The following is a 1129-nucleotide window of genomic DNA, read 5'->3' as shown; positions in this document are numbered from 1 at the left end:
ATGGAAAAAAAGAATATTAATATTTCTTTTGATTGTTTTCGGATTGATTATTGCAGGAGTTAGTTATTGGAACCTTTCACCTATTCCAAAAGCGTTTCTCATAAAAAAAGCATTTGAAGGTGGAATGTTTGTTCAATCGGATAATTATCAAAACGCTTTAAAAGAAACACAAATCGTTAAGGACATCAATTATAATTCTAAATTTCCCGATGGTATGTTAGACATTATTTATCCGAAAAACCATACTGACAAAACACCTGTTATTTTTTGGGTTCATGGGGGTGGATTTGTAGGTGGGGATAAATCCGATATCACTGGTTATGCAGTAGAATTGGCTGCTAAGGGTTACGCAGTAATAAATATAAATTATGCTCTTGCACCTAAGATGAAATATCCTACACCAGTATTCCAACTTGGTGAGGCTTATGAATATATAAAAGAAAATGCAAAGAAATATCATTTAAAACTTGAACAGGTTTATTTTGCAGGAGATTCTGCTGGAGCACAAATATCTGGACAATTCGTTAATATTCAAACATCTTCCAATTATGCAAGGTTAACTAAAATTGATCCTGTTGTTGAGCCTGCTACAATTAAAGGCACGTTACTATTTTGTGGTCCATATAATATGCCTGCATTAGCTAAAATGGAAACAACTAAAGAAGTACAAGATTTTATGCGTACCACTGGTTGGGCTTATTTTGGGAAAAAGGATTTTGAAACATTACCTGAAATAGAAATTGCTTCTATCATTAAACACGTTACAAAAGATTATCCACCAACATTTATTACAGATGGAAATACTGCATCATTCGAAGATCAAGCCAAAGCACTAGCGTCTGAGTTAGAAAGTAAAGGAGTACCTATAGAAAAACTCTTCTTTGATAAAAATATTTCTGGTGAGTTGGCTCATGAGTTTCAATTTAAAATGAACACACCAGCAGGGCGAGAAACTTTTAATAAAGTTCTTGAATTTTTAAATGAAAATAAATAGTTTACCTAAAATCGAATACAAAAGTTCAATCATCATTTTAAATTATAAGAACTACGCTATCTTTTTTGTGGAATCCTAGGAAAAGATAGCGTTTTTTTCTCTTAATAACTTACAAAATTAAACTGAAATAGAAAA

Annotated in this window: 1 protein-coding gene; it reads left to right on the top strand. The window is 31.7% G+C overall.

Translation table 11 applies throughout. The annotated features are described in order from the left end of the window. Positions 1–994 (top strand): alpha/beta hydrolase (locus tag ACQGSG_RS29120; protein WP_426948772.1); only part of this gene is annotated, 994 nt, incomplete at its 5' end. Positions 995–1129 lie beyond the last annotated feature (135 nt).

Source organism: Bacillus sp. GMa5/1 (assembly GCF_050172015.1).
Taxonomy (GTDB): domain Bacteria; phylum Bacillota; class Bacilli; order Bacillales; family Bacillaceae_G; genus Bacillus_A; species Bacillus_A cereus.
Note: the sequence above shows the minus strand (reverse complement) of the source record. Positions and strands in the feature narration are given on the sequence as shown.